The organism is Peribacillus sp. S4 (assembly GCF_046715815.1).
Lineage (GTDB): Bacteria > Bacillota > Bacilli > Bacillales > DSM-1321 > Peribacillus > Peribacillus frigoritolerans.
The window spans coordinates 32,501-59,065 of sequence record NZ_CP175708.1; the positions used below are offsets into that span (position 1 = coordinate 32,501).

Consider the following 26,565-nt stretch of genomic DNA (forward strand, 5'->3'; position numbering starts at 1 on the left):
AAGCGGTACGCGAGCTGGGTTCAGAACGTCGTGAGACAGTTCGGTCCCTATCCGTCGCGGGCGCAGGAAATTTGAGAGGAGCTGTCCTTAGTACGAGAGGACCGGGATGGACGCACCGCTGGTGTACCAGTTGTCTTGCCAAAGGCATAGCTGGGTAGCTACGTGCGGACGGGATAAGTGCTGAAAGCATCTAAGCATGAAGCCCCCCTCAAGATGAGATTTCCCATGGCGCAAGCTAGTAAGATCCCTGAAAGATGATCAGGTTGATAGGTCAGAGGTGGAAGCATGGTGACATGTGGAGCTGACTGATACTAATAGATCGAGGACTTAACCAACGCTTTTTAAAAAATGAAATACCTTCTTATTATCTAGTTTTGAAGGAACAACGTTCCTTTTATGTTTGGTGGCGATAGCGAAGAGGTCACACCCGTTCCCATTCCGAACACGGCAGTTAAGCTCTTCAGCGCCGATGGTAGTTGGGGGTTTCCCCCTGTGAGAGTAGGACGCCGCCAAGCCATTTAAAAAGATCAGCCATCCGGCTGGTCTTTTTTTTGCTTAATGCAAAGAAAAATCATTGGATATAAAGGGATTATCAATTATGGAAACTTTTATGAAGACATACACGTATTGAAATTCTTCATCATACATTGTTAAAAGCATCCCCGGGTTCTCTTAAACTATTTAAATCAATGTATGCGAACAATGGTTTTTGGGGAGAATGCAGGTATGGAGGTGGAGATGTTGGGGACAACAACAACCAAAACAACGGCAGGGGAAACGTGCGCGGTTTGTGAACAAGTAAAAGGGATGGGTATACATCTATATACGACTTTTATTTGTGAGGAATGCGAAAGGGATATGATAGGGACGGATACGAACGATCCCAAGTACCAATATTACTTAAAGAAATTAAGAAAAGTCACTAACCCTGAAATATTATCATGAAAAAATAGTTTGTGGAAAGTTAAAGAATCAGAGATAAAAGAAATGTGTGTTTCTTGAGTCTCTGATTCTTTTTTTGGTACTTTAGAAGAATGCTTGGCAACATGCTCCCATGTTTCTGTAAGTTCCCTCCAAACAGACTGTTCAGAGATGCATAATTGCCTTTCTGTCGACGCAATATGAGATAAAATTATACTTATTTGATAAAATGAAAAAATACTATGATATGAGGGAAGAGAAAAATGAATCAATCACAGACACCATTGTTCGATGCAATGAGTGCTTTTCATAAAAAAAGCTCCATATCCCTGCATGTCCCAGGGCATAAAAATGGACGGGTGTTTAATAAAAAGGGCCAGGCCTTATACAACCCCCTGCTTGGTATTGATGCCACGGAAATAAGCGGCTTAGATGACCTGCATGCTCCAGAGGGGGCCATTCTAAAGTCCGAGCAACTACTCGCTGATCTATATGGGGTAAAGCGGAGTTATTTTCTCGTTAATGGGTCCACAGTAGGCAACATTGCCATGATTCTTGCTGCCTGCCGGGAAGGTGATAAAGTCCTTGTCCAAAGAAACTGCCATAAATCAATTTTACATGGATTGATGTTAGCGAATGTACAACCCATTTTTTTGCAACCGGAATATTATGAGAAATGGGGCATTGCCGGCGGTGTGGGATCAAATTTAATTGAAGAAGCCTTGAGTGTACATCCAGATGCAAAAGCCATCATTGTTACCTATCCTAATTATTATGGAATTAGTGAAGACTTGACGGAAATGGTAAGACTTGCACATCAAAGGGGGATCCCAGTGCTGGTGGACGAGGCACATGGCGCTCATTTTCAGTTAGGAAGTCCGTTTCCCAAGTCGGCCATTTTGGCAGGGGCAGACGCCGTTGTCCATTCAGCGCATAAAACACTGCCGGCCATGACGATGGGGTCATTTCTTCATGTGAATTCATCCTTAATTGATGTTGACCAAGCATCATTCTATTTACAAATGCTTCAGTCCAGCAGTCCATCTTACCCAATTATGGGCTCGCTCGACTTGGCCAGGGCCTATTTAGCCGCTTATACATCAGAAGATAAAAAATTCCTTATTGAAAAGATATCGGACTTCAGAGGAAAACTGGGTGCCCTGCAGACAGTAAGGGTGTTGGAGGCGCCGCCAGGCACCTTGGCAGACCCGCTAAAAGTAGTCATTCAATCAACAAATGGTTTAAGTGGATTTGAGTTACAGCAGCTATGTGAAGCCAAAGGCATTTTTACGGAGTTGGCTGATCCTGATAATTTATTAATGATTTTACCCTTATTAAAAAGGGGTACCGATTTTCCTTTTCATGAAATCATACAAACTATAAAAAGTGCCACTCAAGACAGAACTGGAAACAAGGAAGCAGATCTTCGGGTCCTCTGGCCTGATGGAAGGTCAATGGCAGGGCTTGAAATGCCCTACTCCGTCATGAAGCATAGCAAAGCAAGACCTGTCGCATTACGGAAAGCAGTCGGAGAGGTATCCGCCGAGATGGTCATTCCTTATCCGCCGGGCATCCCTTTAATTATGTCCGGGGAAATGATTACTCCTGAACATATATCCAATTTGCGGAGACTGCTGGAAATGGGATCAAGGTTTCATGGTGGTTCCTCCCTTTCAAATGGAGAATTAATCGTTTATGAAAGCGGGCAGACGGGTTAAAATGATATACTACATACAAAGAACCTTGGAGGTACATCGATGAAACGTGGTATTTTTATAACAATGGAAGGGCCAGAGGGTGCCGGGAAAACAACCATTACCCAAATGCTTGGCAAGGCTCTGCAACAAGAAGGCTATCAAGTTCTATTAACCCGTGAGCCAGGGGGAGTTCCCATTTCGGAGCAAATTAGGGAAGTGATCCTTAATAAAGATAATACAGCCATGGACTCGAGGACAGAGGCTTTATTATACGCAGCAGCAAGGCGTCAGCATTTAGTGGAAGTGGTCATGCCTGAGCTGGAACGAGGGGGAATTGTCCTCTGTGACCGGTTTATAGATAGCTCGTTAGCCTATCAGGGTCATGCAAGAGGTTTGGATATAGAAGAAGTTTACAATATCAATAAATTTGCAATTGGAGATATGATGCCAGATGCCACGCTCTTTTTTGATATCGACCCAGAAGAGGGATTGAGACGCATCCAGTCCAATGGGGAACGGGAAGTGAACCGGCTGGATCTTGAAGCCCTCGACTTTCATAAAAAAGTTTGTGAAGGGTATCAGTTCATTATAAATAGATGGAAAGAACGTTTCATTATCGTGGATGCTGGCCGGTCAATAGATGAAGTCTTTGAGGAAACGAAAGCCGGCCTATTGGATTTTTTAGCGAAGGCGGGAAACTGATTATATAGGTTTCCATATTATTCAACCAATACTATTTGATATAATGTAGTTAGTAAAAATTCAGAGTAACCGGAGGATGATGAGAATGAAAATGATCATTGCTGTCGTTCAAGACAAGGATAGTCATCGCCTGCTGAATCAATTAGTGGAAAATAATTTCGGAACGACCAAGCTAGCCAGCACTGGCGGGTTTTTAAAATCAGGTAATACGACTTTTATGATTGGAACAGAGGATGAACGTGTTGACCAAGCCATCCAGATCATCAAACAGAATTGTCAGTCACGATCCCAATTAGTTTCACCGGTTTCACCGATGGGCGGGAATGCCGAGTCATATGTACCTTACCCAGTGGAGATTCAAGTGGGCGGTGCGACCATTTTTGTTCTGCCGGTTGAAAACTTTTTACAATTTTAACGGTTAGTTTCAGGGAGGTTCATTATGAAAATCAACCATGATATCCCTATTAAGCCGGATAAATCGCGTCAGGATGCCAAACAATTTCAAACCGGAAATGGAAGGTTTCAACAAATGGTCCAGACACAGGATCAAAAGATGCAAATCCAAACATTAAACCGTTTGATAGGCGATATTGAAGGGGCGGGTCAGCGTTTAGTAAGGTCACGTACTTTTAGGGAATTGGCAAAATATAAAGCATTGGTGAAACGATTTGTTAAAGAAGCGGTTGAATATGGACTGGAACTGAAGCAATCAACGAGCTGGAATGAATATGGACAGAGCCGGCCATTGAAAACCGTGGAAACGATAGATGCAAAATTAGTTGAGTTAAGCGAGGAAATTCTTAATAAAGAGAAAAGTTCGCTTGAAATATTGGAAATGATTGGTGAGATTAAAGGTCTTCTGATTAATTTATATACCTAAGTGAGTTGATGGTTTTGGATAAAACATGGCAGGACATGAGTGAAATTCAGCCGCAGGTAATGACGATGCTGCAAAATAGCATAACGAAGAACAGGGTGGCTCATGCGTATTTATTTGAAGGAGAAAAAGGGACAGGCAAGCAAGAGATAAGCTATGCCTTTGCCAAAAGCTTACTATGTGAAGCCCCGACAGCAGGTTATGAGCCATGCGAACTTTGTCGGAATTGCAAACGGATTTCAAGTGGGAATCATCCAGATGTCCATTTGATAGAAAAAGACGGTCTCTCAATAAAGAAAGAGCAAATCAAGGGGCTTCAGGAAGAATTTTCGAAAAAGAGCGTAGAGGCAGATCGGAAGGTTTATATGATTGCCGATGCTGACAAAATGTCGGTGGGGGCAGCCAACAGTCTATTGAAATTTTTAGAAGAACCTTCGGCTGATACTGTAGCAATATTGATGACCGAACAGCTTCAGAGGATTCTGCCGACTATATTATCAAGGTGCCAAGTGATTTCGTTCAAGCCATTATCTCCGGAGAATGTGAAACGGAAGTTGATAGAACAGGAGTTAGAACCACAGCTGGCCTCAGTTATTGCCCACATCACACAGAATGTGGAAGCTGGAATCGAGCTTAGCCATGATGAATGGTTTGTACAAGCTCAAAAAATAGTGGTAAAATTATATGAAGTGTTAAAACTTAATTCCTTGAAGGCAATGCTGTACCTTCAGACGGATTGGTTCACACACTTTAAAGAAAGAGAACAGGTTGACAGAGGTCTTGATTTGTTACTTCTTATATATAAGGATTTATTATACATTCAGTTGGACAAAAAGGACTTCGTTGTGTTCCAAAATAAACTGAAGGAATTTGAAACTCACGCTCTTCATCTTTCCCCAAGACGCCTTGCTGAACATATGGGTTGCATTTTGGAAGCAAAAAGGAAGCTGATGTCCAACACGAATCCACAGCTGTTGATGGAACAGCTTGTGCTGAATTTGCAGGAGGGATCATGATTTGTATGATGTTGTAGGTGTCCGTTTTAAAAAGGCGGGCAAAATATACTACTTCGATCCGGGTGAATTCGCAATTCCTAAGGACGATTTTGTAATAGTGGAGACTGTCCGCGGTGTTGAATTCGGTAAAGTCGTTACAGCCCGTAAACAAGTAGATGAAAACGATGTTGTCCTGCCATTGAAAAAAGTACTTCGGGTCGCTGATGCAAAAGATAAGCTGATTGTAGACGAGAATAAGGCGGCTGCAGAAGAGGCTTACACTATATGTTGTCAAAAGGTTGTGGAACATAAGCTGGATATGAAGCTGGTTGATGTGTCATATACTTTCGACAGAAATAAAGTCGTGTTTTATTTTACAGCGGATGGTCGCGTGGATTTCCGTGATTTAGTCAAAGATTTAGCTGCCATATTCAGAACTCGCATAGAACTGCGCCAAATCGGGGTAAGGGATGAGGCAAAGATGCTTGGTGGCATCGGACCTTGTGGCAGAATGCTTTGTTGCTCCACATTTCTTGGAGATTTTGAACCGGTTTCCATCAAAATGGCGAAGGATCAGAATTTATCATTAAACCCTACAAAAATCTCAGGTTTATGCGGTCGATTGATGTGCTGTCTGAAATATGAAAATGATGAGTATGAAAGTGCGAAGGAAATGCTTCCTGATTTAGGTGAAATGATTAATACGCCTGGTGGCAAAGGCAAGGTAGTGGGGCTTAATATTCTAGAACGCGTACTTCAGATTGAACTAATCGGGCAAGAAAGAGTATTAGAGTATACTCTAGATGAGATTCTAAAAGAGGGAGCCGTTTCTATTCAAGCCACAGATTATTAAGGTGGTGGGAGAGCGTGGATAAGAAAAATATTTTTGATTCGGTGACCAATATGGAAACCCAGATAGGCCAATTATATAAGCAGCTTGGAGAATTGAAGCAGAACTTAGCTGAAATCCTTGAGGAAAATCAGTCGGTCAAGCTGGAAAACGAGCATTTGCGCCATCGGTTGGGCCTTGTGGAAGTCGAAAGTGCGCCTGCTGCAGTTAAGGTCAAACAAAAAGTGAAAAACCGTACTCCAAGTGCGGAAAAGGTTATGGATATCGGGGAAGGCTATGATAACTTAGCCCGTATCTATCAAGAAGGCTTTCATATTTGCAATCTGCATTTTGGCAGTTTACGAAAAGAAGGGGATTGCCTGTTCTGTTTATCTTTTTTAAACAAGAAGTGATAATGGATAATATAAAAGATGTTCCATCTCTTTTACGTGATAGATAGACCGTTTACAATATATAGTGATTCGGGGTCTGACGCATACTATGAGTCAGGCCCCTTTTTGTACGACAGTAACTTAGAAGCATGGTCCCTAAACATGCTTTTTCATACATGATTAGGAGGGTAACAGCAATGGTAGAACTTAATGGAGATGAGCGCCTGGATTATCTTTTGGCGGAGAATTTAAGGATCATCCAGAGCCCATCGGTGTTCTCTTTTTCATTAGATGCCGTTTTATTATCAAGGTTCGTGAATGTACCGATTCAAAAAGGGAAAATCGTCGATCTTTGCTCAGGCAATGGGGTCATACCTTTGCTGCTGAGTACAAGAACAAAAGGGACAATTACCGGTGTTGAAATTCAAGAGCGGTTATATGACATGGCCCAGAGGAGCATGGACTATAATGGCGTGACCTCCCAAATCGAGATGATTCATGGAGATATAAAAGAAATTCCAAAGCAGATAGGGTATAGCAAATATGATGTCGTTACTTGCAATCCACCCTATTTCCCGACGCCATCCATCGAGGAAATTAACAAAAATGAGCACTTTGCAATTGCCCGACATGAAATCATGTGTAATCTTGAGGACGTCATGCGGGTTTCAAGCCAATTGCTGCGTCAAGGTGGGAAAGCTGCATTCGTTCATAGACCGGGCCGTCTTATGGATATCCTGCATTTCATGAGGATGTACAGAATTGAACCGAAGCGACTGCAATTCGTTTATCCTAAGAGTTCAAAAGAAGCGAATACGATTCTTATTGAAGGGATAAAGGACGGCAACCCTGATTTAAAGATTCTTCCCCCGCTTGTTGTATATAATGATCAAAATGAGTATAATCCCGAAATTAGAAGGATTCTATATGGAGAGGAATAAGCACTATTTTTATGTTTTAAAGTGCAGGGACAGCAGTTATTATGCTGGGTATACCAATGATTTGCACCGCAGGATTGATGTTCATAATCAAGGCAGGGGCGCTAAGTATACACGTGGCCGGACACCGGTTGAACTGATTTATCATGAAATATTCGAAACACGGACATTGGCCATGCAGGCTGAATATAAATTTAAGCAATTAACAAGAAAACAAAAGGAAAAGTGGATGGCAAAGGAGGATACATGATATGTGGCAGCAAAAGAGTTTTGAAAAAGAAGGATTGGAGCCGGCTCTATATCTGGTTCCTACACCGATAGGAAACCTTGAGGATATGAGTTTCCGGGCTTTAAGAATCTTAAAGGAAGCGGATGTCATTGCTGCTGAGGACACGCGAAATACGAAGAAATTATGTAACTACTTTGAAATTTCGACACCTATCGTCAGCTATCATGAACATAATAAGGAATATAGCGGGAAGCAAATGCTTGAGAGGCTTCGATCTGGAGAGGTCATCGCATTAGTAAGTGATGCTGGCTTGCCGACGATATCCGACCCGGGATATGAACTGGTCAAAGATGCCATTGCCGAACAGTTTAAAGTCATTCCGTTGCCGGGGGCAAATGCTGCATTAACTGCATTGATCGCATCTGGACTGGTTCCCCAGCCTTTTTACTTCTATGGTTTTTTACAAAGGGGAGCAAAAGAAAAAAAGCAGGAACTGGAAAAGTTAAAAAAAATGGAATCAACTTGGATCGTTTATGAATCGCCACATCGATTGAAAGAAACATTGAAACATATGCATGAAATTTTAGGTGACCGTCGTATAGTATTATGCCGGGAGTTAACCAAGAAATTTGAAGAGTTCATTCGAGGGACTGTGAGTGAGGCCTTGACATGGGCGGTGGAGTCCGAAATTCGCGGTGAGTTCTGTTTAATAATTGAAGGCGGGCAATGGTCGGAGGATGAATCGGAAGAAGCTTGGTGGATGGCCCTAGATATCGTCGGTCATGTTAATCATTATATAGAAACCAAGGAGTTCACTTCAAAGGACGCAATCAAGCAGGTCGCAAAAGATCGCAATATGCAAAAACGCGATGTATATCAAGCTTTTCACATTGATATACAATAATAATAAGCATAAAAAAACTTCCGAAGAACGGAAGTTTTTTTATCATTTATTTAGAAGCAGTGAAGCTTTGTTGAATTTCTTGAATAAGTAATTCTGCACCTTCACGACTAAGAATCAATTTACCATTAGCAAGTGTAAGGTTGTTATCGGAAACTTCACCTGTAACTTGGCAAGTCATGTTTGGTTTGTATTTTTTCAAGATGATGCGCTCATCATCCACATAGATTTCAAGAGCGTCCTTCTCAGCGATACCCAATGTACGACGAAGTTCGATTGGAATAACCACCCGGCCTAACTCATCAACTTTACGAACAATACCTGTAGATTTCATTTAAAAAATTCTCCTCTCAGTTACAATCTAGTACCCTATTTCTATTTTTTTCGCCATTATTCGACAAATTTTTTTATAAATTTATAATACCAGCCATTCCCAAATTCGTCAATGATTTATTTTCATTTTTTTGTAAGAAATAGCAGGGCCCATTTCGTGTGACAAAATGGCTTTTAAAGAGAAAAAATCGGTTATGCCTTTAAAAGTAAAGAAATGCAGGATACAAAGAACTGCTCCCTTCACCACATTTCGACAAAGTATGCATAAGAAAACATACTTCCCTATTATATGATTAAATATATTTTAGTTTCAAAACAAAAGTTCTGAATTAAGGATAATTTTCTGAAAAAGTTTACGAATATGTGAGTTGTTGCACAAAAAAAGAAATTTAGGTATATTTTGTTAAGGTAAGAGGTAATGCTGACAGAAGGGAAGTACCCTTATTTTTAAGTTGAGTCTATTTATTATTTTTTTATTCTATTAACATGATGATTAGATTAGTGATTATTGTCGCACAGAATTGTATATAGCGTTAAAATAGAGATAATAGCTTAAATATATTCTTATGGCTTGGGCCAGTCCCATAGCCGGTTTTTCAAATGATGAGGAGGGAACGAAGTGCAAGATAAATTAAAAACATTCTATATCACGACACCCATATATTATCCGAGTGGCAATTTACATATAGGGCACGCGTATACGACAGTGGCAGGGGATGCCATGGCTCGTTATAAAAGGATGCGTGGCTTCGATGTCATGTATTTAACAGGAACTGATGAACATGGTCAAAAAATCCAGCGTAAAGCGGCTGAGGAAGGAATCACTCCACAGCAATATGTAGATAATATCGTATCAGGGATTAAAGAACTCTGGGAAAAGCTTGATATTTCATATGATGATTTCATCAGGACGACGGAAGATCGCCATAAAGAGGTCGTAGCCAAGATTTTCAAAAGGTTATTGGACCAGGGTGATATATATTTAGACCAATATGAAGGATTATATTGTACACCTTGCGAATCTTTCTTCACGGAACGTCAAGTCGAAGAGAGCAATGGAAACTGTCCTGATTGCGGCAGGCCTGTTGAAAAGGTGAAAGAGGAATCTTATTTCTTTAAGATGAGTAAATATGCGGATCGGTTACTTAAGTTTTATGAGGAAAACCCGGATTTCATTCAGCCGGAATCCCGCAAAAACGAAATGATCAATAACTTCATCAAGCCTGGATTGGAAGATCTGGCCGTTTCACGTACTACTTTCGATTGGGGCATCAAGGTGCCGGGAGATCCAAAGCATGTCATTTATGTATGGATAGATGCTTTGACCAATTATATAACGGCATTAGGGTATGGAACGGACAATGATTCTAAATACTTGAATTATTGGCCGGCAGATGTACATCTGGTCGGAAAGGAAATCGTTCGTTTCCATACAATTTATTGGCCGATCATGTTAATGGCTCTTGACGTGCCGCTTCCAAAGAAAGTCTTCGCCCACGGATGGCTTCTCATGAAAGATGGTAAAATGTCCAAATCAAAAGGAAATGTAGTGGATCCCGTTACATTGATCGATCGTTACGGTTTGGATTCTTTACGCTACTATTTATTGCGTGAAGTACCATTTGGTTCCGATGGGGTATTTACACCGGAAGGGTTTGTGGAACGGATCAATTTTGACCTGGCCAATGATTTAGGGAATTTATTAAATCGAACAGTTGCAATGGTCAATAAATATTTTGATGGTGTGATTCCAAATTACGAAGGATCCAATGGCGAATTCGAAAAAGCTTTGCTTGAAATGAACCAAGAAACGGTTGGCAAGTATGAGGAAGCAATGGAAAACATGGAATTTTCAGTTGCACTGACATCCATTTGGCAACTCGTGAGCAGAACAAATAAATTCATTGATGAGACCCAGCCATGGACTCTTGCTAAAGATGAATCAAAGAAACAAGACCTTGCCAGTGTCATGGTTCATTTGGCGGAATCATTACGCAGGACGGCAATCCTTTTGAAACCATTCTTGACGCAAACACCGGAAAAGATCTTTGCTCAGCTTAGCATCAAAGATGATGTGTTGAAATCCTGGGACAGTTTAGCAGAGTTCGGTCAAATTCCTGCTGAAACAAAAGTCTTGAAGGGAGACCCGATCTTCCCTCGTTTGGATATGGAAGAGGAAGTTTTATATATTAAAGAACAAATGCAGGGAGATGCCCCTAAGGCCGAGGAAAAAGTGGAAGAGACGATTCCCGAGGTTGATGAAATCACTATTGATGACTTTACAAAAGTGGAGCTGCGTGTTGCTGAGGTAATGGCAGTTGAGCCTGTAAAGAAGGCGGATAAGCTTCTTAAACTTCAGCTTGATTTGGGTTATGAGAAACGGCAAGTCGTATCAGGCATTGCACAGCACTATAAACCAGAAGATTTAGTAGGCAAAAAAGTGATATGTGTCACGAATTTGAAACCTGTTAAACTTCGTGGCGAGCTCTCTCAAGGAATGATTTTGGCGGGAAGCCAGGATGATGTGCTCTCAGTCGCTACAATAGATTCATCGATTCCAAATGGTTCAAAGGTGAAATAAACGGATGAAAACATAAAGGTGTTTCATATGAAACATTTTTATGTTTTTTTCTTTATGCTTTTGGAAAAAGTAACGTAATATAGGTTTAGTTTTTGGTTCTACATTTATTAATTGGGCATACTGCCTCTTTTGTAATCTGTTTGTTACCTAAATGTGAAACATAAAACTTTCATTTTTTTATAAAATAGTGCTAGAAAGGAAGAAAAATAATGTTATTTGACACACATGTACATGTTAATGCGGAACAATTCAACGAGGATCTCGAAGACGTAATAGAAAGAGCTAAGGAAGCAGGGGTCGATAATATGGTAGTCGTTGGTTTTGACCGGCCTACCATTATAAGGGCAATGGAATTGATAGAAACTTATGATTTCATGTATGCCGCAGTCGGATGGCATCCTGTGGATGCTATAGATATGACAGAAGACGACTTACAATGGATCGAGGAATTATCCAATCATCCAAAGGTTGTGGCCATTGGAGAGATGGGCCTGGATTATCATTGGGATAAATCTCCGAAAGATGTTCAAATGGAGGTGTTCAGGAAGCAGATTCGATTGGCCAAAAAGGTGGGGCTGCCCATTATCATCCATAATCGGGAAGCGACCGCGGATATCGTGAACATACTGAAGGAAGAAGAGGCATCAAGGGTTGGGGGCATCATGCATTGCTTTAGCGGAAGTGCAGAAACGGCTTTGGAGTGCATCAATATGAATTTTTATATTTCATTGGGAGGCCCAGTGACCTTCAAGAATGCAAAAAAACCTAAGGAAGTGGCAGCAGCAGTACCTTTAGACCGTTTACTGATTGAGACCGATTGTCCATACTTGGCTCCACATCCATATAGAGGGAAGCGTAATGAACCATCATATGTGAAACTTGTCGCTGAACAAATTGCAGAAATCAAACAACTTACAATAGAGGAAGTTTCCCAGGCAACAACGGAAAATGCCAAGAAATTATTCGGCATTAACTGACATTTTTTTTTACAATATCTCCCGGGGTTTGCTAGCTAAAATCGATTTTTTTAAGGTTTCAACAAATTTCACTCCAACTATAGGCTTATTATGTCGAGAAGTCGCCCTTTCCTTTTCAATATGGAATATGCATAATAGGTAGTAATTTCCTGAATGAGAAGTGAATGGGTTGACAGCTTGATAACTAAGTCTATATAATCACCGGGAGGAAGGAGGAGTTTTTCATTCTATTAAAAACTATGAAAAACCTTATTCCCAAACCTTTTGGGAAGAAGAGAATGGCAATGGCCATTTGCAGTGCTATTCTTGTTTCTACAGCATTGGGAATACTTATATATCAAGGAACAAAGGATACAGTAACAATCATGCTAGATGGAAAAAAAGAGGTAGTGCGTACACACGCGGCTACTGTAAATGATATGTTGGAAGATTTAGAGATTAAGGTTCAAGCCGCAGATTATGTCCACCCATCAAGAGCCACAAAGGTTGATGATGATTTGGAGGTGGTTTGGAAGCCTGCACAAAAAATCGTCATGGTACAGGATGGTAAGAAGAAGGAAGTCTGGTCCACCGCAGATACGGTAGATGAACTTTTAAAAGACCAAAATCTAAGTGTGAAGGAACAGGATAAGATCACCCCTTCAAAAAGTACGAAGCTGAAAGCGAATATGGAAGTTGCCATAGACAAAGCCTTTTCACTGAAATTAGTGGTGGGTGGAGACGAAAAGCAGGTATGGTCAACTTCGACTACTGTCGCTGACTTTTTAAAGCAACAAGGAGTAAAACTCAATGATTTGGATCGAGTTGAGCCAGAATTAACCGAAAAAGTTAAAGCTGAGAATACGGTAAACGTAGTTCGAATTGAAAAAGTCACCGATGTAGTGGAAGAACCAGTTGACTTTGCTGTCATAACTAAAAAAGATGACTCTTTATCAAAAGGGAAAGAGAAAATTGTCAAAGAAGGAAAAGATGGACTCGTTTCCAAGAAATATGAAGTTGTTAAAGAAAATGGCAAAGAGGTCAAAAGAGAATTACTTTCAGAAAAAGTAGTTAATAAAAAGCAGGATAAAGTTGTAACGGTCGGAACTCGAACGACGGTTGCGCAGGCATCACGGGGAGTAACTAACGTTAGTTCTTCAAGTGGAAAAGAAATATACGTATCTTCAACAGCTTATACTGCCAGTTGTAAGGGCTGTTCCGGAGTCACGTCCACAGGAGTAGATCTAAAGAGTAATCCGGGTGCGAAAATCATTGCTGTCGATCCAAGCGTAATTCCCATGGGGTCGAAAGTATATGTAGAGGGATATGGCTATGCTGTAGCAGCTGATAAAGGCGGAGCAATAAAGGGAAATAGGATTGACGTCTTCTTTTCTTCAAAAAATGATGCCTATCGCTGGGGTGTTAAGAGAGTAAAGATTCGCGTATTGGACTAATAAGGTTTCTCTCGCAGGAGATGAATTCGTCTCCTGTTTTTTGCGTTTTATTTTCCATTTGTTGAAAAACCCCATGTAAAACTGTTTTAATAAGATAGACGTCTCACCATTCCATAAGATTTCAATATATGCGTGTAAACTTTCATAAATGATCTTCTCTACCCAAAAAAGTTTTTTACGGGGGACCGGTTACGTTTATCCAAGAGCTAATCAAAGCGCTTGCGCTTTTCTGTATGGAGGAAACCATGAAAAAGATTAAAGAAATTATTATTGTAGAAGGAAAAGACGATACGGTGGCGATAAAAAGGGCTGTTAATGCTGATACAATAGAAACCAACGGATCAGCGGTTAATGAGTCCTGTATTGAACAGGTGAGGCTTGCACAAAAGACACGTGGAGCCATCATTTTCACTGACCCTGATTTTCCTGGTCAAAAAATCAGGAATATCATTTCAGAACAAGTAAAAGGGTGTAAACACGCCTTTTTAACGAAGAAGGAAGCCCTTCCTAAGTCAGGTAGAGGAATTGGTGTGGAACATGCTTCTCCTGAGGCAATTCGTAATGCTTTAAAGGATGCCCAAATAATGGATGAAGAGGCTTCAGAAGAGATTTCACAGCAGGATTTAATAGATGCAGGTTTAATCGGGGGATCCGGTGCCAAGGAACGAAGGGAAAAACTTGGATCTATATTAAAAATCGGGTTTACCAATGGTAAACAGTTATATAAGAGACTAAAAATGTTCCAAATATCAACTGAGGCTTTTGAAAAAGCGATGGTACAGATAATTCAGGAGGAAAAAAATGAATAAGGATATTGCAACCCCTGTCAGAACGAAAGAAATATTAAAGAAGTACGGATTCTCCTTTAAAAAAAGCTTAGGCCAAAACTTTTTAATCGATACGAATATCTTGAAACGTATTGTCGAACATGCCAATTTGACAGAGGAAAGCGGCGCCATCGAAATTGGGCCGGGAATCGGGGCATTGACGGAACAACTGGCGAAAAGCAGCAAAAAGGTTGCGGCCTTTGAGATTGATCAGCGTCTACTGCCCATTTTATCGGATACACTGTCTCCCTATAACAATGTAAACATCATTCACGGGGATGTTCTTAAGGCTGATGTCAAGAAGGTCATCGAGGATGAATTTGCTGGATTCTCGGACTTGATGGTTGTTGCAAACCTGCCATACTATGTCACGACACCGATCATTTTAAAGCTATTGTCCGAGGACTTGCCCATTAGAGGCATCGTGTGCATGCTGCAAAAAGAAGTGGCTGACCGAATTGCCGCAAAACCTGGGACAAAGGAATATGGTTCTTTATCCATTGCCATTCAATATTATACAGAAGCCGAAACAGTGATGATCGTACCAAAAACGGTATTCATGCCTCAGCCTAATGTTGATTCAGCTGTAATCCGCCTTACTAGGCGTGTGAAGCCAATCGTCGAGGTCCTGGATGAGGATTTCTTATTCACTGTGACCCGGGCGTGCTTTGCACAGCGTCGGAAAACGATTTTAAATAACTTAACCAGTCAGATGCCAGATGGTAAATCAAAAAAGGAACACATACTTGCCGCTCTCGAAACCGCGGAAGTGGATCCTTCCAGACGGGGCGAAACATTGAGCATCAAAGAATTTGGCCGCTTAAGTGATGCGTTATTGCCGAACTTCAAATAAAGAAAATGTGAAAGATTCAAGTCGGAATGGGGTCACTCCCAGCTTCCGGCTTTTTTTGTTTTGAAATTGCTCTATCATCATGGAACATACCCGAAAATGTAGCCAATCTCCACCTTTCACCATTCAAGATTGATTCGCATAACTTAAGAATGAAAATAAACTAGGGCGGGCTGAAAATAAGTCTTCTCATGGGGTGGGGCCATGAATATTCAAATAAACGATATTGTTGGTCGGGTTTCTTATAAATGCGACGTGTTGTTCCGGGTAATTGATATCCGCGATATTGACGGAAGGCGTGAAGCTATTCTTTATGGGGAAGATATCCGACTGATTGCAGATGCACCTTTTCAAGATTTAATGATTATTAATGATAATGAAAGAAATGATCGACAAAGGTCGAATGAGGTACTACAAGAACAATCTGACCGCTTATTAACGCAAGATCTAGAGCTGCAACAACAAAAAAACGGCTATCAATCCAGTAATGGCTATCGGTATAGCGGTGAATATTTCCAAATACCAGGGAGGGTGCTCCATGTTGATGGGGATGCATCTTACTTAAGGAAATGCATGGATCTATATCAGAAATTCGGTATTCCGGTCAATGGCATCTATTGCAATGAAAAGGAAATGCCCCAAAGGATCGGGGGGTTGCTGGATCATTATCGGCCGGACATTCTTGTTGTCACCGGTCATGATGCCTATTCAAAATCAAAAGGACCGATGTCCGATATTAATGCCTACCGTCACTCAAAGGATTTTGTACAGACAGTTAGAGAAGCGAGAAGGAGGGTTTCTCATTTAGACCAACTGATTATATTTGCCGGGGCTTGTCAGTCGCATTTTGAATCGCTGATTCAAGCGGGTGCAAATTTCGCAAGTTCTCCTTCCCGAGTTAATATACATGCTCTTGATCCGGTATATATCGTCGGAAAGATAAGCTTTACGCCTTTTTCCGATCATATTCATGTATGGGATGTCCTTCGGAATACATTAACGGGAGAGAAGGGGCTGGGGGGAATTGAGACAAAAGGGGTGTTACGGACCGGGTTGCCTTTCAAGCCATTTCAGGAAGAATGAACGAGCTGCATTTTGAAAGAATGCAGCTTGCTTTTGGCAGGGGGAGAATTCGGGTATCCTCACAAAAAAATGGGTTATTTGTGGAGCGATGTTCGTAGGCAATGATTTAATTACGAAAATTCGGCTTAATAAATAATGGAATAGTTCGTTTACATAATTTTTCATTTCCCAGGATATAATAAAATTGTTCGCGATTTTGCCGAATTTCAGATAAAAATATATTGACTACATTTTTAAGTGCTGATATAATTTATTATTTTGTTTGCGTATATTTCTAAATTGTGATATACTTAACTTAGTGAGGTGGACCGAAAATGCCAAAAACTCTAGCTGATATTAAAACTGCACTTGATTCAAACCTGGGTAAAAGATTGCTCTTAAAAGCAAACGGTGGAAGAAGAAAGACTGTAGAACGATTTGGAACTTTGGCGGAAACTTATCCGGCTGTTTTTGTAATTGAGCTCGACCAAGATGAAAATGCGTTTGAAAGAGTATCTTACAGCTATGCGGATGTTTTAACGGAAACCGTAGAACTAACATTTTTAAACAAACAACAAGAGATGTAACTTAGACGAAGCAGCTAACAATTTTGTTTGCTGCTTTTTGTTTTGTATAAAATATCCTGTGAGTCCCAATAAAGGCTTAAAAAGGATGTAATGAAATAGAGTATGTTGCAAACACTAGGCATGTGACGGCATGTGAAAGGGGTTGCTTCGCTTGAGCAGGAAAAAAGGGATTATGTCAAATGATCTTAAAGAGGAATTGGCTAAGGAACTTGGATTTTACGATGTTGTCCAGAAAGAAGGCTGGGGAGGAATCCGGGCCAGGGATGCAGGAAACATGGTAAAACTTGCGATCGAAAAAGCACAACGTCAATTGGTGAACAAAGAGTAATATAAAACACTTAATTGTATCATGCCGTCATGTTGATGGAGGCCGGACTCTTTATACAATGTATAGCTCTATTCATTTTTGCTTACATTGTAGTTAAGGAGTCTGGTTTTTTTATGTATCGGTGAATGCTATATGGATATGTAGCAAGTCTTTTGGGATGCAGGAAGTGGCTGCTCCCCAATGTGCCTACATGTGTCTATTCTCCTCTAAGGGACAATCTTAGTTTCATTACATTGAAATTACAATGAAAAAACCTTTAGAATATAAACAAATATGATAGAATAGGACAAGAACTTTTAAGAACGTTAAAGTAGGTGGACATATTGAAGCTTATGGAAAAAGCCCCGGCTAAAATTAATTTGGCTTTGGATGTGCTTTTCAAACGGCCTGATGGGTATCATGAGGTGGAAATGATCATGACGACAGTCGACCTTGCCGATAGAATTGAACTAAAGGAAATAACGGGAAATCATATTCAAATTCTATCCCATAATCGATTTGTTCCGGATGATCATCGGAATTTGGCTTATCAAGCTGCATTTATTCTAAAGGAACGTTTTGGGATCAATAAAGGTGTTTCCATAACTATAGAGAAAAATATACCTGTAGCCGCAGGACTTGCTGGTGGCAGCAGTGATGCCGCAGCAACCTTAAGAGGCTTAAATAGACTGTGGAAGCTTGGTCTTTCCATGGATGAACTTGCGGAAATCGGAGCTGAAATTGGCTCTGATGTTTCATTTTGTGTATATGGAGGTACGGCATTGGCCAGAGGGCGCGGGGAAAAAATCACGCATCTTCCTGCACCGCCAAAGTGCTGGGTCATCTTGGCAAAACCGACGATCGGCGTTTCGACTGCCGATATATACAAAAGGCTCCAAACTTCAAAAATGGAGCATCCGGATGTACCTGGAATGATTTCGGCTATTATGGAAAACAATTATCACGATGTATGTGAAGGGTTGGGGAATGTTCTTGAACAAGTGACATTGCAGTTATACCCGGAGGTTGCGAACATTAAAGATCAAATGAAGACATTTGGAGCAGATTCGGTCTTGATGAGCGGAAGCGGTCCGACCGTTTTTGGTTTGGTGGAACATGATTCGCGAATGCAGAGGATTTACAATGGTCTTCGTGGATTTTGTGATCAAGTCTATGCGGTCCGTTTGTTAGGTGATCGAAACAATCTTGAATAGAAACGTACATTAATGGTATAGTTGCTATATAATATTCGGAATTCACAAAGGGGGTGTCTCAATGAAATTTCGTCGCAGCGAGAGGCTAGTCGATATGACCAATTATTTATTAGAACATCCAGGGGAACTTGTTTCGCTGACTTATTTTGCGGAAAGATATAGTTCGGCAAAGTCCTCGATCAGTGAAGATTTGACAATCATCAAAGATACCTTTGAACAACGCGGGATAGGTTCTTTGACAACCGTTCCAGGTGCGGCCGGTGGAGTGAAATATATTGTCTCCATCAAGGAAGAAGAAGTCAATGCCTTCATTGACGGATTATGCGATACGATCGCTAGCCCCGAAAGGCTACTTCCTGGCGGTTATCTATATATGACAGACATCTTAGGACATCCGCAAACCGTGAATAAGGTTGGAAGGATAATCGCCTCAATGTATGCCAAGAAAAATGTCTCAGTCATCATGACAATGGCAACCAAAGGGATATCATTGGCATACGCCGTGGCAAATTATTTGAATGTTCCAGTTGTCATTGTAAGCAGGAATAATAAAGTAACGGAAGGTTCTACAGTGAGCATCAATTATGTTTCAGGCTCTTCAAAGAGGATCCAGACTATGGTACTCTCTAAGAGAAGCTTGGTTGAGGGTTCGAATGTATTGATTGTAGACGATTTCATGAAGGCTGGGGGTACCATTAACGGTATGGTCAGTCTATTGGATGAATTCAAGGCAACAGTTGCCGGAATTGCGGTGCTGGTCGAATCCGAACATACGGAGGAGTGCCTTGTCGAGGACTATGTTTCTTTAATCAAGTTGACACAGGTGGTCGAAAGAGACAAGGAAATCAAGGTCAGCCGTGGGAATTATTTTACGAAAAAGGAATAGGGGGAATCATTTCATGAAAACGATACATACGGATGAAGCACCGGCAGCGATCGGACCATATTCACAAGGCGTGATCGTGGATACGTTATTTTTCAGTTCGGGACAGATCCCGCTTACTGCTTCTGGTGAGATGGTGACAGGGGATGTCAAGGAACAAACACACCAGGTCTTTAAGAATCTCCAAGCTGTATTGAAAGAAGCCGGGGCTTCATTGGAAACTGTCATTAAGGCTACAGTATTCATTAAAAGTATGGACGATTTCGGTTCGATTAATGAAATATACGGAGAATACTTTTCTGCTCACAAACCTGCCCGCTCTTGTGTCGAGGTTGCTCGCCTTCCTAAAGATGCACTAGTGGAAATAGAAGTGGTAGCGCTCGTTAAATAAACGGGCGTTTTTTTTATGTTTCAGGGCATTCGTAATGGGTAATTTTCCTGCAATATATGGGTAATTTTTAATATTTTTAAAAACTAGGCTGAATTTTCTAAAAAAATTACAGATAATAGAAGGAGTTCACGTTTTTTTGTTGAATATGTACTTTAAGTTTTAACAACAACAAAAAGGGATGGTGAGCTTAAATGGAAGTAACTGACGTAAGATTACGCCGTGTGAATACGGATGGTCGTATGAGAGCTATCGCATCAATTACACTGGATAATGAATTTGTGGTTCATGATATTCGTGTGATCGACGGAAACAATGGTTTATTTGTAGCAATGCCAAGTAAACGAACTCCAGATGGAGAATTCCGGGATATCGCTCATCCAATCAATTCCTCGACACGCGGGAAAATTCAAGAAGCTGTCTTGACAGAATATCATCGATTGGGAGAACTTGAAACTGAATTAGAGGAAGCTGGAGCAGGTGCTTCTTAAAATAACCTTACTTTTAAACTTTAAATTTATAAGTCATGCATCTAGAGCCTACTTCATAAGTAGTGCTCTTTTTTATTTATTCAAAAACAGGTAAGTTTAGAACTTATCCGCTCATTATACAGACATTTGCTTAAATGAATTGTAAAACTTACGTGTTATCTAAAGTTTAAGTACCCATCCTTTTTATTTTTAAAACCTTTTTGCTCAACGGAAATTGAAATTTCTGTAAGGGGATCTCTCTAATGACCTGAATCGGTAACCTGATCTCGGAATGGGAGTAAACAACGGGTGCAGTGCTGCCAGATGGCTTGTACATAGGCATGGCACGGTCGTGGCGGTATTTTGGGATAAAGGGGAGGAAACATGTTTCTGTACATTGACCGGGCATATATCATTCATTTCATGATGCCAAATAATGCTCCAAGGTCCAATGCTGGCATTTGTAAGCTGTCGGATAACGGAAATTTTTCACCCGATTGGTTGACAATTATATGTACTTTTAATTGTTACCTTGAAAAGAATCACTATTTGAGATAATATTTTTAGTGGATAAAAAGGTGAAAATGGAGGCCTGTTATGAGTAATCGCTATGCAATAATATTGGCCGCTGGGCAAGGTACTAGGATGAAATCTAAGCTTTATAAGGTTTTGCACCCTGTTTGCGGGAAACCAATGGTACAACATGTTATCGATCAAGTCAATCAACTTCAAATAGAAGATATTGTAACAGTCATCGGCCATGGTGCTGAAAAGGTTCAAGAGCAACTTGGTGATTCATGCAAGTATGCCTTACAAGAACAGCAATTAGGTACGGCACATGCTGTAATGCAAGCGGAAAGCGTTTTATCCGCAAGAAGTGGCACGACCCTTGTTATTTGCGGTGATACGCCTCTGATTAAAGCGGAAACAATGAAAGAGCTAATAGCCTTGCATGAGCAAAGTCAGGCGAAAGCAACAATCTTAACAGCATATGCAGATAACCCTGCTGGCTATGGAAGGGTCCTTCGCGGTGAAGGCGGACTTGTAGAAAAGATCGTCGAGCATAAGGATGCTTCGGAAGAAGAAAGATATGTTAAGGAAATAAATACCGGTACATATTGCTTCGACAACCAAGCATTATTCAGCGCGCTGAAAAAGGTTTCGAATGAAAATGTCCAGGGAGAATATTACTTACCGGATGTTATTGAAATCTTAAAAGAAGAAGGCGAAGTGGTTACGGCTTTCCAATCCAGTGAATTCGAGGAGACATTGGGTGTGAATGACCGCGTGGCTTTATCGCAGGCTGAGCAAATTTTACGGAAACGCATCAATGAAAAGCATATGAGGAACGGTGTGACGATCATCGACCCGCTTACAACTTTCATTGAAGCGGATGTGCAAATCGGACAGGATACAGTCATTAACCCTGGGTCATTCATTAAAGGAAAAAGTATCATCGGGCAGGACTGCTTGATTGGCCCGAATACGGAAATCAGTAATTGTGAAATTGGTGATGGAACGGAAGTCCTCCAATCGGTTGTGCACGAAAGCAGTATTGGAAGTTTTGTTAAAATCGGTCCATTCGCACATGTTAGACCTCAATCAGATATTAAGGATTCCGTTAAGATCGGTAATTTTGTCGAAATCAAAAAAACCGTTTTTGGCAAAGGAAGCAAGGCCTCACATTTGAGTTATATTGGTGATGCAGAGGTTGGGGAGAATGTTAATATAGGCTGTGGATCTATTACCGTGAATTACGACGGGAAAAATAAATATTTGACGAAGATTGAAGACAATGTCTTCATAGGCTGCAATTCTAATCTGGTTGCACCTGTGACAGTAGGAGAAGGGGCATATGTAGCTGCTGGTTCAACCATCACGCAAGATGTACCGCAGCAAGCCCTATCCGTTGCCCGGGCTCGTCAAGTTAACAAAGAAGATTATGTCAAGAATTTGAAATTTAATAAATAACCGACGGAGGTCATCATGTCAAATCAGTATTTAGATCCTAATTTAAAAGTATTCTCTTTAAATTCAAACTTCGATTTAGCTCAGGAAATTGCTGCAGCAATCGGTGTTGAACTTGGAAAATGTAGTGTAACAAGTTTCAGTGACGGTGAAGTTCAAATTAATATTGAAGAAAGTATCCGTGGCTGTGATGTATTCGTAATCCAATCAACAAGCCAACCAGTCAATGAAAATTTAATGGAACTTTTAATTATGATCGATGCTCTTAAACGTGCTTCAGCTAAAACGATCAATATTGTAATGCCATATTACGGTTATGCCCGCCAAGATCGTAAAGCGCGTGCGCGTGAACCAATTACAGCTAAACTTGTCGCAAATCTTTTAGAAACGGCTGGTGCCCACCGTGTAATCACATTAGATCTTCACGCACCTCAAATTCAAGGTTTCTTCGATATTCTGATCGATCACCTTGTTGCCGTTCCGATTTTAGCTGATTTCTTCAAGGAAAAAGATTTAAGTGATATCGTCATCGTTTCCCCGGATCATGGTGGTGTAACGCGTGCCCGTAAAATGGCCGATCGCCTAAAAGCACCGATTGCCATTATCGATAAGCGCCGCCCAAGACCGAACGTGGCTGAAGTCATGAACATCATTGGTAATATTGAAGGGAAGACAGCAATACTGATTGATGACATCATCGATACTGCAGGAACGATTACATTAGCGGCCAATGCCCTTGTGGAGAATGGTGCTAAAGCAGTGTACGCTTGTTGTACACACCCAGTCCTTTCAGGTCCTGCCATCGAAAGGATTCAAAATTCAACGATCAAGGAATTGGTCGTGACTAACTCGATTGCCCTATCCGAAGATAAGAAAATCGATAAAATTGTCGGTCTTTCTGTAGCACCTTTGATTGCAGAGGCAATCATTCGTGTGCATGAGGAACAATCAGTCAGTACATTATTCGATTGATAACCAAATAAAAAAACGAAACACGGCGGGCCTTTCGGGCTCGCCGTGTTTTCGTTTAAAAGTTTCAGAAAATATTTAATTCTTAGTTGACAGATGAGAATAGTAATAATAAAATAACCATACAAAATACAATTCATCTTCATGGAATGAAAAACTGTACTATGCAAGTGCATAGTGGTTAATGCCGATCGGACTACCGAAGGCTCCTTTTCACTTACCATTGAACATTAGGCATCATTTTGCCCTATTGTCCAATTGGTGAAGGAAAGGAGCCTTTTATTTTTATATAAAAAGTTTAAGAAGGGTGTGCAAAATATGAAGAAAAAACGAAAGATATGGCTGCTGTCCATTTTCAGCATCTTCATGCTGATAGTGAGTGCATGTGGGCAGGAAAAGAACAGCTCCACAAGTGCTGATGCAAAAGAATCGGATAAGACCATCCAAATCGGTTATCAAAAATTCGGGACATTAAATATTTTAAAATCAAAAGGGGATCTGGAAACACGTTTAAAAGAAGTGGGATATACCGTCGATTGGACTGAATTCCCTGCAGGACCTCAGCTGCTTGAAGCCTTGAATGTCGGCAGCATTGATTTTGGGCATACAGGGGAGGCACCGCCGATATTTGCACAAGCAGCCAAGGCACCACTTGTCTATATTGCAAATCAACCGGCAAACCCATCAGGAGAGGCTATAGTCGTACAAAAGGATTCACCCATTAAAAATGTGAAAGAGTTAAAGGGAAAGAAGGTTGGCTTGAATAAAGGTTCAAATGTTCATTACCTATTGGTCAAAGCGTTAGAGGAAGCAGGTCTTACTCTTGATGACATTCAGCCCGTCTACTTGCCACCGGCTGATGCGAGGGCTGCTTTTGAAGGAAACCAAATCGATGCCTGGGTAATATGGGATCCATTTTTATCAGCGGCGGAATTGGAGCTTGAAACGAAAACGATCCGGGATGGAGAAGGACTGGTTGCGAATCGGGAATTCTTCTTGGCAACTGATTCATTTGCCGGGAATGAAGAGGCGTTGAAGATCATCAAAGAAGAACTGATAAAAGTTGATAAATGGATTGAAGAAAACCCAAGCGATGTCGCTGAGTTTTTATCTCCGGAAATTGGAATGAGTGTGGAGGCATTGGAAAAAACATTAAATAGAAAAGAATACGGACTTGAGGAGATTTCCAGTACGGTTTTGGATGATCAACAAAATATTGCCGATACATTTTACAATCTTAAATTAATTCCAAGCAAAATTAATGTTCTAGATGCATCTGCAGATGTTAATAAAAATTAAGGGGGAAATAAAATGAAAGTATTTTGGTTTTTGCCATCACATGGGGAAAGTCGCTATTTAGGATCGACAAAGGGAGGGAGAGCGATTACACTTCCTTATTTAAAACAAATTGCACAGGCGGTTGATCATTTGGGATTTGAAGGGGCTTTGCTTCCAACGGGACGATCCTGTGAGGATGCTTGGGTAGTTGGTTCTTCATTGATTTCTGCAACGGAAAGAATGAAATTTTTAGTTGCTATCCGTCCAGGTTTAATGTCGCCAACCTTGGCTGCGCGTATGGCTTCAAGCTTCGACAGGTTGTCGAATGGCCGTCTTTTGATCAATGTTGTAACTGGGGGGGACCCGGTCGAATTGGCAGGTGATGGCGTATTTCTGAATCATAAGGAACGGTATGGGCAAACAGATGAATTCCTTGATATCTGGAGAAAGGAAATGTCCGGGGATAAAGTGGACTTTGAAGGGAAGCACCTAAAGGTTGAGGGCGGGAATATCCTGTTGCCGCCTGTACAAAAACCGTATCCACCACTCTATTTCGGAGGTTCTTCCGACCCGGCCATCGATATATCAGGAAAGCATATAGATGTGTACTTGACTTGGGGTGAGCCCGTGGTGCAAGTGGCTGAGAAAATTGAAAAGGTGCGTAAAAAGGCAGCAGAATATGGACGTGAGGTCAGATTTGGCATACGAATGCATGTCATTGTAAGAGAAACGGAAGAAGAAGCTTGGCAGGCAGCGGACGAACTCATTAAATATGTGGATGATGAAATGATTGAAAATTCACAAAAGATTTTTGAACGATTTGATTCAGTGGGTCAGAAGAGGATGTCGCAACTTCATAAAGGAAGCAGGGATTCACTCGAAATCAGTCCAAACTTATGGGCGGGTGTTGGTCTAGTGCGCGGGGGCGCCGGTACGGCACTAGTAGGGAGTGCAGAAAATGTTGCTGCCAGAATGAAGGAATATGAAGAAATCGGTATAGAATCCTTTGTTTTATCTGGATACCCTCATCTTGAAGAAGCGTATAGAGTTGCGGAATTATTATTCCCCTTACTCCCTGTTGAAAGGCTGCAAGGACCCGTTTCAAAAGCTACGAGCCCATTCGGGGAAATATTGGCTAATGACCACTACCCTACAAAAGGAAGTGAAATTGAAGATGAAGTTAAACAAAAAGTTCAATAGTTTGTACCTCATATCATGGATTGTGCCCATTCTCCTTTTGGTAACTTGGCAGCTGCTGTCCTTGTGGGGAATTTTATCGGATCGGATATTGCCTGCCCCGACTGAAGTGTTTCAAGCAGGTGTTGCTTTATTGGGGACGGGTGAACTTATTGATTATATCGGTATCAGTGCTCAGCGAGCCTTCATCGGCTTTTTAATAGGCGGAATCATTGGTTTTGTACTAGGTTTATTAAATGGATTATCATCCATTGCTGAAACCTTATTCGATACCTCGCTTCAGATGTTGCGTAATATTCCGCATTTAGCTTTAATACCGCTCGTGATTCTATGGTTTGGTATAGAAGAAGAAGCGAAAATCTTCCTTGTCGCTTTAGGGGTTCTATTTCCTATCTATTTAAATACATTTCATGGTGTGAAATCGGTGGATAAGGGATTAATCGAAACGGCGAGGGTTTATGGGTTAAGTGGTTTTTCTTTATTCTGGAATGTGATTCTCCCTGCGGCCTTTCCATCCATTTTGGTGGGTATCCGCTTCTCCCTTGGAATCATGTGGGTCACATTAATCGTCGCAGAAACAATATCCGCTAATTCCGGAATTGGATATATGGCTATGAATGCCCGTGAATTCATGAGGATGGATATTGTTGTTCTTAGTATTCTCTTATATGCCTTATTAGGCAAAATATCGGACGTTGCGGCCAAATTAATTGAAAAAAGATGCTTAAAATGGCATCCGTCATACCAATGAGGAGGTCAT

Annotated in this window: 29 protein-coding genes and 2 rRNA genes (1 of these 31 running past the window's edge); 30 read left to right on the plus strand and 1 reads right to left on the minus strand. The window is 41.0% G+C overall.

Going from position 1 to position 26,565, the window contains the following annotated elements; genetic code table 11:
- The 13 genes from ACJ9PY_RS00155 to rsmI all read left to right on the plus strand — a co-directional run.
- A 23S ribosomal RNA gene (locus ACJ9PY_RS00155) occupies nucleotides 1-335 on the plus strand; it begins 2,598 nt to the left of the window's first position.
- A 64-nt stretch (nucleotides 336-399) separates the two neighbouring features.
- Nucleotides 400-515, plus strand: a 5S ribosomal RNA gene (rrf, locus tag ACJ9PY_RS00160).
- A 211-nt stretch (nucleotides 516-726) separates the two neighbouring features.
- Complete coding sequence (locus ACJ9PY_RS00165; RefSeq protein ID WP_082609258.1) at nucleotides 727-945, plus strand: sigma factor G inhibitor Gin; 219 nt, start codon at nucleotides 727-729, stop codon at nucleotides 943-945.
- 239 nt (nucleotides 946-1,184) lie between these two features.
- On the plus strand, nucleotides 1,185-2,639 hold the full coding sequence (locus ACJ9PY_RS00170; protein ID WP_411739330.1) for an aminotransferase class I/II-fold pyridoxal phosphate-dependent enzyme: 1,455 nt from the start codon (nucleotides 1,185-1,187) through the stop codon (nucleotides 2,637-2,639).
- Nucleotides 2,640-2,678: 39 nt separating this feature from the next.
- Entirely contained in the window at nucleotides 2,679-3,320 is a 642-nt protein-coding gene (gene tmk, locus ACJ9PY_RS00175) for a dTMP kinase (protein WP_034316371.1), read from the plus strand.
- 85 nt (nucleotides 3,321-3,405) lie between these two features.
- Nucleotides 3,406-3,735, plus strand: a complete 330-nt coding sequence (locus ACJ9PY_RS00180) for a cyclic-di-AMP receptor (RefSeq protein WP_034316369.1) — start codon at nucleotides 3,406-3,408, stop codon at nucleotides 3,733-3,735.
- A 24-nt stretch (nucleotides 3,736-3,759) separates the two neighbouring features.
- Nucleotides 3,760-4,200: a YaaR family protein gene (locus tag ACJ9PY_RS00185; protein WP_057276486.1), complete on the plus strand. Its 441-nt coding sequence runs from the start codon at nucleotides 3,760-3,762 to the stop codon at nucleotides 4,198-4,200.
- An 8-nt stretch (nucleotides 4,201-4,208) separates the two neighbouring features.
- The gene (holB, locus tag ACJ9PY_RS00190; RefSeq protein WP_141236117.1) at nucleotides 4,209-5,213 is read left to right on the plus strand and encodes a DNA polymerase III subunit delta'; all 1,005 of its coding nucleotides are present in this window, start codon (nucleotides 4,209-4,211) and stop codon (nucleotides 5,211-5,213) included.
- Nucleotide 5,214: 1 nt separating this feature from the next.
- Nucleotides 5,215-6,045: a stage 0 sporulation family protein gene (locus ACJ9PY_RS00195; RefSeq protein ID WP_048689969.1), complete on the plus strand. Its 831-nt coding sequence runs from the start codon at nucleotides 5,215-5,217 to the stop codon at nucleotides 6,043-6,045.
- Between the two features lie 14 nt (nucleotides 6,046-6,059).
- Entirely contained in the window at nucleotides 6,060-6,434 is a 375-nt protein-coding gene (gene yabA / locus ACJ9PY_RS00200) for a DNA replication initiation control protein YabA (protein WP_034316364.1), read from the plus strand.
- A gap of 176 nt (nucleotides 6,435-6,610) precedes the next feature.
- Nucleotides 6,611-7,354 (plus strand): tRNA1(Val) (adenine(37)-N6)-methyltransferase, encoded by a 744-nt coding sequence (locus tag ACJ9PY_RS00205; RefSeq protein WP_034316362.1) that lies wholly within the window; start codon nucleotides 6,611-6,613, stop codon nucleotides 7,352-7,354.
- Nucleotides 7,341-7,601, plus strand: coding sequence for a GIY-YIG nuclease family protein (locus ACJ9PY_RS00210; protein WP_411739331.1), 261 nt, complete (start codon nucleotides 7,341-7,343; stop codon nucleotides 7,599-7,601). The genes ACJ9PY_RS00205 and ACJ9PY_RS00210 overlap by 14 nt, the downstream gene beginning before the upstream one ends.
- A 1-nt stretch (nucleotide 7,602) precedes the next feature.
- Nucleotides 7,603-8,484, plus strand: coding sequence for a 16S rRNA (cytidine(1402)-2'-O)-methyltransferase (gene rsmI / locus ACJ9PY_RS00215; RefSeq protein ID WP_057276488.1), 882 nt, complete (start codon nucleotides 7,603-7,605; stop codon nucleotides 8,482-8,484).
- A 46-nt stretch (nucleotides 8,485-8,530) separates the two neighbouring features.
- Here the strand turns inward: rsmI and ACJ9PY_RS00220 are convergent, their stop codons facing one another.
- Nucleotides 8,531-8,815, minus strand: a complete 285-nt coding sequence (locus ACJ9PY_RS00220) for an AbrB/MazE/SpoVT family DNA-binding domain-containing protein (protein ID WP_034316356.1) — start codon at nucleotides 8,813-8,815, stop codon at nucleotides 8,531-8,533.
- A 618-nt stretch (nucleotides 8,816-9,433) separates the two neighbouring features.
- Here ACJ9PY_RS00220 and metG point away from each other — a divergent pair.
- The 17 genes from metG to ssuC all read left to right on the plus strand — a co-directional run bounded on the left by metG (nucleotide 9,434) and on the right by ssuC (nucleotide 26,556).
- Nucleotides 9,434-11,395 carry a methionine--tRNA ligase gene (metG, locus tag ACJ9PY_RS00225; RefSeq protein WP_095679967.1) on the plus strand — a complete coding sequence of 654 codons (1,962 nt, stop codon included), beginning with the start codon at nucleotides 9,434-9,436 and terminating at the stop codon, nucleotides 11,393-11,395.
- A 209-nt stretch (nucleotides 11,396-11,604) separates the two neighbouring features.
- Nucleotides 11,605-12,372 (plus strand): TatD family hydrolase, encoded by a 768-nt coding sequence (locus tag ACJ9PY_RS00230; RefSeq protein ID WP_034316352.1) that lies wholly within the window; start codon nucleotides 11,605-11,607, stop codon nucleotides 12,370-12,372.
- 278 nt (nucleotides 12,373-12,650) lie between these two features.
- Complete coding sequence (locus ACJ9PY_RS00235) at nucleotides 12,651-13,805, plus strand: G5 and 3D domain-containing protein (protein ID WP_241637883.1); 1,155 nt, start codon at nucleotides 12,651-12,653, stop codon at nucleotides 13,803-13,805.
- Between the two features lie 245 nt (nucleotides 13,806-14,050).
- Nucleotides 14,051-14,614 carry a ribonuclease M5 gene (rnmV, locus tag ACJ9PY_RS00240; RefSeq protein WP_034316348.1) on the plus strand — a complete coding sequence of 188 codons (564 nt, stop codon included), beginning with the start codon at nucleotides 14,051-14,053 and terminating at the stop codon, nucleotides 14,612-14,614.
- Entirely contained in the window at nucleotides 14,607-15,485 is an 879-nt protein-coding gene (rsmA, locus tag ACJ9PY_RS00245; RefSeq protein WP_403095393.1) for a 16S rRNA (adenine(1518)-N(6)/adenine(1519)-N(6))-dimethyltransferase RsmA, read from the plus strand. The genes rnmV and rsmA overlap by 8 nt, the downstream gene beginning before the upstream one ends.
- 201 nt (nucleotides 15,486-15,686) lie before the next feature.
- Nucleotides 15,687-16,565, plus strand: coding sequence for a sporulation peptidase YabG (gene yabG, locus ACJ9PY_RS00250; protein WP_048689999.1), 879 nt, complete (start codon nucleotides 15,687-15,689; stop codon nucleotides 16,563-16,565).
- A gap of 314 nt (nucleotides 16,566-16,879) precedes the next feature.
- A complete protein-coding gene (gene veg / locus ACJ9PY_RS00255; RefSeq protein ID WP_034316343.1) occupies nucleotides 16,880-17,131 on the plus strand; it encodes a biofilm formation stimulator Veg in 252 nt (83 codons plus the stop codon).
- A 151-nt stretch (nucleotides 17,132-17,282) separates the two neighbouring features.
- Complete coding sequence (locus ACJ9PY_RS00260) at nucleotides 17,283-17,459, plus strand: small, acid-soluble spore protein, alpha/beta type (RefSeq protein ID WP_034316340.1); 177 nt, start codon at nucleotides 17,283-17,285, stop codon at nucleotides 17,457-17,459.
- 323 nt (nucleotides 17,460-17,782) lie between these two features.
- Complete coding sequence (ispE, locus tag ACJ9PY_RS00265; protein WP_034316338.1) at nucleotides 17,783-18,652, plus strand: 4-(cytidine 5'-diphospho)-2-C-methyl-D-erythritol kinase; 870 nt, start codon at nucleotides 17,783-17,785, stop codon at nucleotides 18,650-18,652.
- A 61-nt stretch (nucleotides 18,653-18,713) separates the two neighbouring features.
- Complete coding sequence (purR, locus tag ACJ9PY_RS00270) at nucleotides 18,714-19,538, plus strand: pur operon repressor (protein WP_057276492.1); 825 nt, start codon at nucleotides 18,714-18,716, stop codon at nucleotides 19,536-19,538.
- A 13-nt stretch (nucleotides 19,539-19,551) separates the two neighbouring features.
- Nucleotides 19,552-19,926: a RidA family protein gene (locus tag ACJ9PY_RS00275; RefSeq protein ID WP_034316334.1), complete on the plus strand. Its 375-nt coding sequence runs from the start codon at nucleotides 19,552-19,554 to the stop codon at nucleotides 19,924-19,926.
- A 191-nt stretch (nucleotides 19,927-20,117) separates the two neighbouring features.
- Nucleotides 20,118-20,414, plus strand: coding sequence for a septation regulator SpoVG (spoVG, locus tag ACJ9PY_RS00280; RefSeq protein WP_034316332.1), 297 nt, complete (start codon nucleotides 20,118-20,120; stop codon nucleotides 20,412-20,414).
- A gap of 576 nt (nucleotides 20,415-20,990) precedes the next feature.
- Nucleotides 20,991-22,364 carry a bifunctional UDP-N-acetylglucosamine diphosphorylase/glucosamine-1-phosphate N-acetyltransferase GlmU gene (gene glmU, locus ACJ9PY_RS00285; RefSeq protein ID WP_098186206.1) on the plus strand — a complete coding sequence of 458 codons (1,374 nt, stop codon included), beginning with the start codon at nucleotides 20,991-20,993 and terminating at the stop codon, nucleotides 22,362-22,364.
- Between the two features lie 15 nt (nucleotides 22,365-22,379).
- On the plus strand, nucleotides 22,380-23,333 hold the full coding sequence (locus ACJ9PY_RS00290; protein ID WP_034316329.1) for a ribose-phosphate diphosphokinase: 954 nt from the start codon (nucleotides 22,380-22,382) through the stop codon (nucleotides 23,331-23,333).
- A 315-nt stretch (nucleotides 23,334-23,648) separates the two neighbouring features.
- Nucleotides 23,649-24,629, plus strand: coding sequence for a sulfonate ABC transporter substrate-binding protein (locus tag ACJ9PY_RS00295; protein ID WP_411739332.1), 981 nt, complete (start codon nucleotides 23,649-23,651; stop codon nucleotides 24,627-24,629).
- A 12-nt stretch (nucleotides 24,630-24,641) separates the two neighbouring features.
- Entirely contained in the window at nucleotides 24,642-25,808 is a 1,167-nt protein-coding gene (gene ssuD, locus ACJ9PY_RS00300; protein WP_063574555.1) for an FMNH2-dependent alkanesulfonate monooxygenase, read from the plus strand.
- The gene (gene ssuC / locus ACJ9PY_RS00305; RefSeq protein ID WP_411740219.1) at nucleotides 25,783-26,556 is read left to right on the plus strand and encodes an aliphatic sulfonate ABC transporter permease SsuC; all 774 of its coding nucleotides are present in this window, start codon (nucleotides 25,783-25,785) and stop codon (nucleotides 26,554-26,556) included. The genes ssuD and ssuC overlap by 26 nt, the downstream gene beginning before the upstream one ends.
- Nucleotides 26,557-26,565: the final 9 nt, after the last annotated feature.